The sequence below is a fragment of the Roseivirga sp. UBA1976 genome, assembly GCF_002336325.1.
GTDB lineage: Bacteria > Bacteroidota > Bacteroidia > Cytophagales > Cyclobacteriaceae > Roseivirga > Roseivirga thermotolerans.
In genome coordinates this window covers 1-7,947 of the sequence record NZ_DDDQ01000170.1, presented here as the reverse complement: position 1 = coordinate 7,947, position 7,947 = coordinate 1, and the positions used below count along the sequence as shown (strand labels likewise).

6 protein-coding genes and 2 pseudogenes are annotated in these 7,947 nt (G+C 41.0%); 4 read left to right on the top strand and 4 right to left on the bottom strand.

Translation table 11 applies throughout. The features are described from left to right. The first annotated feature begins 167 nt into the window (after window positions 1–167). Together B3763_RS17785 and B3763_RS17780 are read left to right on the top strand one after the other, a co-directional pair. A complete protein-coding gene (locus tag B3763_RS17785) occupies window positions 168–1,289 on the top strand; it encodes a hypothetical protein (RefSeq protein WP_286748223.1) in 1,122 nt (373 codons plus the stop codon). Then, a complete protein-coding gene (locus B3763_RS17780) occupies window positions 1,237–2,250 on the top strand; it encodes a hypothetical protein (RefSeq protein WP_286748222.1) in 1,014 nt (337 codons plus the stop codon). Before B3763_RS17785 ends, B3763_RS17780 begins: the two co-directional genes overlap by 53 nt. A gap of 385 nt (window positions 2,251–2,635) precedes the next feature. Here the strand turns inward: B3763_RS17780 and B3763_RS17775 are convergent, their stop codons facing one another. From B3763_RS17775 to map, 4 genes are all read right to left on the bottom strand, one after another. Further along, on the bottom strand, window positions 2,636–3,442 hold the full coding sequence (locus tag B3763_RS17775; RefSeq protein ID WP_286748221.1) for an oxygenase MpaB family protein: 807 nt from the start codon (window positions 3,440–3,442) through the stop codon (window positions 2,636–2,638). A gap of 3 nt (window positions 3,443–3,445) precedes the next feature. Beyond that, window positions 3,446–5,014: a serine hydrolase domain-containing protein gene (locus B3763_RS17770; protein WP_286748220.1), complete on the bottom strand. Its 1,569-nt coding sequence runs from the start codon at window positions 5,012–5,014 to the stop codon at window positions 3,446–3,448. 160 nt (window positions 5,015–5,174) lie between these two features. Further along, window positions 5,175–5,504 (bottom strand): potassium transporter KefB, encoded by a 330-nt coding sequence (locus tag B3763_RS17765; protein ID WP_286748219.1) that lies wholly within the window; start codon window positions 5,502–5,504, stop codon window positions 5,175–5,177. A gap of 452 nt (window positions 5,505–5,956) precedes the next feature. Beyond that, window positions 5,957–6,721, bottom strand: coding sequence for a type I methionyl aminopeptidase (map, locus tag B3763_RS17760; RefSeq protein WP_286748218.1), 765 nt, complete (start codon window positions 6,719–6,721; stop codon window positions 5,957–5,959). Between the two features lie 292 nt (window positions 6,722–7,013). Between map and pnuC the strand changes: the two are divergent. Then, window positions 7,014–7,619 (top strand): annotated as a pseudogene (pnuC, locus tag B3763_RS17755) (nicotinamide riboside transporter PnuC). Next, a pseudogene (locus B3763_RS17750) lies at window positions 7,606–7,947 on the top strand (hypothetical protein); the annotation flags it as partial. The pseudogenes pnuC and B3763_RS17750, both read left to right, overlap by 14 nt.

The window sequence follows — 7,947 nt, the reverse complement described above, 5'->3', positions numbered from 1 at the left end:
TGTGGCTAGTATACTGGATCTAACAAATGCGATCTAAATGAGTAACCCTGTAAATTATCGAGACTAATAATGTACTATATCATAATTACGGTACCTTTTTTATCATGCGCAAAAAGCTCTTTCTTCTATTACCATTACTGATCATTTATTCTTGCCAAAACCATTCAATGCTGAAGGAATATTTGAGACCCTGCTCAACGGTAGCCGATGATGACTCAGTCCAAACTATTGAGTTTGTACGCTCTCGATTAAAGCCGATTGCCATATCATCTGAAACATTCAAGACAAAAGCCAAATATTCACTCTTGGAGGAGGGAGATGAAATATTACTTCTGGAAACAGGGGAGCATACTTCAAAATATACTTTGTTTAACCTTTCCAAAGGGGAGGTTATTGCAAAAGGAGAGATTGATGGACCTCCTTTGAACATTGGTGTTACCAGCTTTTTCGATTACGACTCGATCTACTTCAATACCGGTTTGAAAGGAAAAATTTATAGAATGGACACATCAGGTATAATTAAGGAGGAGATAAACCTGAGCAATTTGAGTGCTAGTTGGTTTCTAGAAGGCTCTTTGCCGAGCCTTCTGGAAAACCATGATCAAGGGAAAATTGAAATTATCGATGGCAAGCTAGTGTTCAATTTAGATGCTTTCGATTACTGGCTTTACCCAAACAAGAATAGTATAAACGCTCTAGTCGTTTATGATATATACAAAAGCCAAATTGTCTCGGAAATGGGAGGGCATTCAACAAAACTGACCAGTTCTTCCATATATCTACCTGACAAGTATACTTACCCATACTTTGAAATAAAGGACGATCTGGTATTCGTTTCTCACCCTTTTAATCATTCAATTCAAGTTTATGATAAAGCCGGACAACTAATTGAGGATGTTTGTATGGCCAGCCAATACATTGACCAGCTTCAGGAACCATTAGGTCAAAACTACGATATACAGGAGTCTATAAACTTTCATATCACCGCGGCACATTACGGGCAGATCAACTATCACGAAGGTTCTGAACTATTCAGCAGGCTGGTGTTTCACAGTAGCCCCCTTTATGATAATGATGGTAAACTTAACATGAACAATTGCGACAAGACATACTCGTTAATCTTGTTCAATAAGAACCTTGAAAAAATCTCGGAAATATTTCTGGGAAATGATGCACTTTGGGTTAGAGCTTTGCCCACTAAGACAGGATATGTAGTTTCTGGAAAATGTTCAAACTATGCAGGGGAAGATTTCCTTAGGTACAATTTTAAATATGACTTTAAAAAGTAAGTTGTTTGTTTTTAAACTCTTGATGAGTTTTTCTTTGATTGGTCAGGAACTTGAGGCTCCTCAAAATCTATTTTATTGCAGTCAAGCTTATAGCATTAACCAGCTATGGCCAATTAGTAACTCATATTTTTTAGGTAATATTAAATATCAGTCAGGCAAATACGTCAAAAACGACCTCATACTGCTATTCAATGAGAACCATTTGGTTGTAGATTCATTGGTAATCACAAGTGGTTTCATTAATAACGTTTCTATCTTCAAGGATAACTACTTTTCTATAGCAACATCCCTAAAGACTACCGATTACATTATTGATTCTGACAAGATAGTTGAGATCAAAACCACACCTAATCAAGGTGGTGCTAAAATTTTCTCTGGCGATATGAGCGATGTGATTCTGGCTAATTACCAAGGCCTTACTTTTGGATATACTACTAAGGCCAAAGACAGAACAAAAAAAAGGGACAAAAAGAATATCCCTAGATTCTATTACCAACACACTGGTTCTAAAGAGAAAAATTGGATTAACCCCATTTCTGAGCCTCTAAAAGGGGATCAATGGAAATCATTTCAAGAAAGAGATTTGTTTGCCTTAGGGGAGGTGATACATTGGGAAAACAAGGTCTATTTCAGTATTCCCATGGTAGGTAAATGCTATGTTTTTGATTTAAAAACGAAGCTTATAGATCAAATTTTATTTCCAGAGGGAGAGGCAAAAAGCTGGTATTTTACTATTGATCGAGCAAACGGGAAAAAGTATCTCATTGGTGATAAGGGGAAGAATCTATTTGACATATTTTATATCCGACTGGATGGAGATAGTCCAAAAAAGCACTTTGTAACAGAAGTTGAAGGCTTTTTCGATATAATATTTGCTGATCAGGCTCTTTTAAAAGAAAATCTTGACTTTGAAAACGGCTCACAGGAATGCTATTTCTTAAAAAATATCTACGAGAATTAATGCTTTTTCATTTTTGCTGTTTTAAATGCCTTCATTGACCCTTTGCATGGGTATCAAATCTTTGAAACAGGAATTGGTCTTACACTACCAATAAAAGAGGGTTACTTACTTAAGTCGCATGAAGTATATTTCTTAACCTTGGCTCCATTTGTGTCTTTACAAATGGCTGTTAAAAGACGCTGTGAGGATACAGCTCGTGGCTAAAATAAGCAGCCCTAAGATTGTACTAAAAAACGGATTGGAGTCCTTCAATAGGAGCCAGAAAGTGGTCTCGGGTTATTCTTGCCCTAATATAAGTTGTATTGTTTACCCCATTTCCGGCTAGCACATATTCGGTAGATCAAAAGCCAAGAACTATGAATTAAGAACAATGAACCACCAAACCTCAAGCGGTTCCTCCCAACTGCATAAACTGCTGACGGTATTGACCGGGCAATACAAGTCTTTTTAGGAATGAATTTAACCCAAGGGGGCGAATGATTCTGTAGAAGCCAATTAAGAGAAGAATAGGTCTCTTTTTCTTCAGGCCCATTAATGAGCGTACCTTTTTGGGGGCCAAAACTGCTTGTACCTGTAACAGCATGTGGTAACGAAAAGACCCCAGGTGAAGTTTGTATTGCAAAAATAGGTCGCTGGTATAGTCGCTAAACTCCAGGTTTCGTTTAAGGTGTTTTTGGCGCATGTTCATCCATACTTGATAGGTTTCCGGCAGACCGGTCATTTCCATTTTCTCACCCAGTTGATTAAAGACCCGAAACACTTCCTCTTTCTCCTCATTAGTGAGTTGGCGATGAAGTACTTCATAGGCTCTTATGGAGTAATCAATAAGCATAAAGAGTACATCTCTGTAGGCCCATTCTGGAATTTGAAAGCCTCGTTTGTACTCCACTCCGTGGTGTATGGCCGAAATGCTGTCTATGGCTTTAAAGGCATCTTGTTTTTGGGAGAATACAATGCGCTTGGCGTAGGTAACTGTAGATAGTAAGCGTCCCAGAGGGTCGGAGGGAAGGCGGCCGGTAAAGTACAACCAGTCCACGGCTTTGCTAAGCGCAAATTCTGCTGCGGCTCCTGCAAAAATAAGTAGTATGGTATCTCCATCGGCCCATATTTTCCGCACAATGGAGCCTTCCGGAACAAAGAACTCCTGTACGGCATCAGGTTCTGATGTCAATTGTGCTGTCGATTGTGTCATTGGTTAGTCGTTGAGTCTGGTAAACCTGACATCTTTCAGAACAGGGTTACTATAGGTTAAGGCAACAATTGAGCCTTGGTCGTCCCTTATCCACCCAATGTGCATTCTTCTAAAGACAAACATGTCTTTTACAACCGGGCTAAAGGGAAGCCGCTGCATAGGAGCGTGTTCCAAATATACGACCAATTGTTTTTCTGTGGCCTTTATATGGAAAACAGCTTTGAGGTCTTTGCTCTCATAACGACCTTCATAGCGACTCAATTCATCTATGGCAGGCCGGTATGGTTCTACTGGTACATATATTTCTTGTTGACCTTCCATAGAAGTGAGCGTAAAGCTGCCGTTAGGTTGAAATTCGACTTCGAACTGGTCTTCTGAGCGGAACTCGATATTTCTGCGAGTATTGATAAAGTTAGTATTGCTTTTGGCACTGAGCATCGGTCCGCCTACAATAGCCAGTCTATTCTTATTCACGGTTAACTGGAGCAGGTTCTTGTCCTTTTTATGGATATACCATCCACTACGTGCATTGAGTATATCTTCCGGTACCATCACATCTTCTTTGCCGGGGGGATACGACTGAGTTTGTGGTTCAGCGAACAACCTGAAAATCCGGCCGGCAAGTGCAGTTCTATTGATCTGGTCACCCGAATTGCACATAATGGCAATGGATAAACCATGAGCTGGTAGATGGCCTACCAGTGATTTATAACCTCCGGCACTACCCGTGTGCCATATGAGCTTGCCCAGCTCGTTGGAGGTCACGAACAGCCCTTTGGTATATGAGAGTTCCCTTCCATTATTTAGGCGTGTCGGAGTTAGTAGGTTGTTGGTTACAAATTCACCTAGTTTTTGTTGTGCAAGCGCCTGAGTCCATAACAGTAAATCCGGTGCAGTAGTCATCAAAGCGCCACCGCCACCACGGTCGTTGTTTTCCAGCACGGCATTTTCCCATCCGCTCTTTCCCTTTTCGTAGGCCAGTGCCAGATTGGATGTTTTATCCGGATATTGAGTGTATGTGGTATTTTTCATTCCTAATGGTTCAAAGAGGTAGGTGGAAGCAAACTCACCAAAAGTTAAACCCGTTACCCTCGCCACGATCTCTTTGAGCAATACGTAGCCGCTGTTCGAATAAGACCATTGCTCCCCGGGAGCAAAATTGAGCGACTTTTGGCGCAAGACCATGGTAAGGGCGTCCTCATCGGCAGCAGAGATCATTCGTATGCCGGTCCAATCGCGAATTCCTGATGTGTGGGTGAGTAAATGATAAAGTGTAACCGGGTGTTCGTAAGGTGGTAGTTCCGGCAGGTACTCATGTATATCAGTATGTAGCGATAGTTGCCCTTGCTCTACGAGCAGTAGGGTAGATGCTGCTACAAATTGCTTAACTACTGAGCCGGCATCGAGAACGGAGCTTGGTTGGAGAGGTGTTTTAGTCTCCATATTGGCCAAACCATAGGCTTTATTGAATAGTACTTCTCCATTTTTTGAAAAGGAACAAGAGCAACCGGGCTCATCGGTTGCTATGCTGCTAAATAATTGGTCGATGGCATCGGACTCTTGTTGAGCCATGAGTAGTAATGACCTGGTTGAGGCAAAGAAAAGCAGGCTGATTAAAAATAAGAGGCCTCTAGATATCAGGTGGCTAGAGTACTTTGCTGTTGAAAATATTGAGTGATTGAACATTTGAGTATATTTTACTTTGAAATACAAAGTGCGTGAATAAATTTTTTTAATTCCAGTAGGTGCCGTTGAGTCCGAGGACTGTGCCTAACCAGAGTGTCACTACAAAACCTAGTGTGCTAACTATGAATGCTAAAACCCTGCTCCAGTTGTTTGTGCTGAAGATTTTATCGACATAGAAGTGAAGGCCGCCACCCATTGCAGCAGCAATGGGAGTGATAATTAATGGCTTAATAAACCAGAGTTTGTTCCAAGAAGGATCAGCCTCATCAGCTGAAATTAGAAATAGTGTTATAAGCACGAGGCCAATGATTCCTCCAATGAGCATTCTTTTCATTAAACCCGTTGAAGAGACTGTGTTTGAGATATTTTCATTCATTATTTTTTATTTAAAAGTACTTTGAGTTGCAAAGTAACTAATAAAATCGAATACATCGCAAGAGGAAAGAGGAGATAGATTCAAAAAAAGGAGTAACTAATTAGGGAAGAGGCTTTCACAAAGTCTAACCATCATTCTCGACTCGGTTCTGATAATTACGGAGTGAATCCCCAAAATGACTCTACAGGCCGATAGGGATTCCCGGTCAAGCTGGGAATGACTAAAAAAGTGGATTTTGAGGCAGCCTCATTTTATTGGTCACAAAAGGAGTTAAAACTATGCACTTTAGTGCATTTCGCTTTAGCTTTTAAAAAGCATCCTGGAATTTACGATGTACGAATTTTGATTGACGTCAATCGTAAATCAAAGATCGTACATTTTCTAAGTCGGCCATTCAAAGCGACTTTCAGTTGCTTCTAAAACTGTGGTGCTTTCAGCCCATAGTGGTTTATTTAACCCCAAATACCATTGGACTGCGTGAGGATTACAGGCTCGCCATCCGTAATCAAAATAGTGTGCTCGTGCTGCGTTACATAACCACCTCTGTTGCCCACCAACGTCCAGCCATCGTTTAGTTGAACCGCTACAGTTGATTGGGTCGAAATAAAGGTTTCAACAGCCACAGTGGTGTTTTTTCTGAATCGTTCCCTGTTTGTTTTTACCCTGTAGTTTAGAATGTCTTCTGGTGCTTCGTACAGGCTTCTGCCTACACCGTGCCCTGCTAGATTCTTAATTACCTTATAGCCCGATTTTTTGGCTTCTGTTTCTATCAGATAACCAATGTCAGAGATTTTCACCCCTCCTTTGATGCTGTGGATCGCCTTGTGAAGAATATCTCTAGAAGCATCTACCAACGGCTGATGATTGTGAATGTCTTTGCCTAAAACAAAAGAGCCTCCATTATCTGCCCAGAAGCCATCGAGTTCTGCAGAAACATCAATATTCACCAGGTCGCCTTCTTTCAAGATGTTTTGATCAGACGGAATTCCGTGAGCAGCCTCTTCATTTACACTAATACATGTATAGCCAGGGAATCCATAAGTCTCATAAGGAGCAGATTTGGCACCATGGCTCTTAAGAATTTCGCCCCCAAAATTATCTAGCTCTTTCGTAGACATGCCCACTTTTGCATGTTCTCTCATTAGCCTTAGCGTTGTGGCAACCACTTCGCTTACTCTTTTCATTCCTTCTAATTCAGACTCTTTTGAAATGGACATATCAGTATTTTTGATTGATGAGTTTTAGCTATTTCGACTCAAAGATAGAAGGTTAGCTCGCTAGAAGAGATGAGCTAGGTATTTCTTCAAATTTAAATCTTTTGAATCCTTTCCTTCCTTTTGGGGGAATCTTACATTTGCCCAAAATGGGGTGCTTGCTTGCGCAGGCTGAGATGATACCCAGGAGTTTGGCTCCGCACCTGATCCAGATAATGCTGGCGTAGGGAAAATAAAGCTTTTGCCGTGCTGCAAGGGCTGGTTCATCTCCTCATTTCATTGAAACCTAAAAACAATGATCGAGGAATTTTTAACACAACTTACCTGGCTTCAAGGGTTGGGAACTCTCTTTGGCATAGTACAAGTAGTGCTGGCCCGTCAAAACAATGTGCATACCTATCTGTTTGGTATTGCCTCCATCTTAATCAGTATGTGGGTGCTTTATCAGAGCGCACTTTATGCTGATATTCTACTGAACATGTACTATTTGGTCATGAGTGTTTATGGCTGGGTTTATTGACGGTTTGGCAGGCAAAAAAAGGAAACGCCCATTTCCATAGTCAGTAAAAATGAGTTTTTGAAGGCTAATGGTATTGTATTAGCTTGTTTTTTGCTGATGTCTTACTGGCTTACATTTCATACAGATTCCGATGTTCCCATTTGGGATGCCGTAGTAGTGGCTTTTGCATGGGCCGGAATGTGGCTGATGGCCAAGCGTAAAATCGAAAACTGGATTTACCTCAATATCAGCAACATCATTTCCATTCCACTAATGGTTTATAAAGAGCTTTATATATATGCTGGAATGACCGTGTTCTTATTTATAATGGGTACATCGGGATATCTGAAATGGCGAAAATTAATGAAGAACGAAAGTGAGCTTACTTATGCAACCGCCTAAAGAATATTTGAATGACGCAGCAGTTTTTAGAAAAGAGGTGTTGCAATGGATAGAGGAAGAAAATCTATGGAACATCTGGGTGCCAAAAGCTTTTGGCGGACTGGAGTGTTCCCTTTCTGATGGTTTGAAAACTCTGCAAGCTTTGGCTAGGTTAGACGGTAGTTTAGGTTGGACGGTCACTTTGTGTAGTGGTGCTAATTTTTTTATAGGTAACCTTCGGCCCGAAGTTGCCCAAGAAGTTTTTGCTCAGTCAGCGATTTTGGGTGGAAGCGGAGGAATGTTTGGAACTGCCGAAAAGGAGGGAGATGCTTATCGGCTTAATGGTACT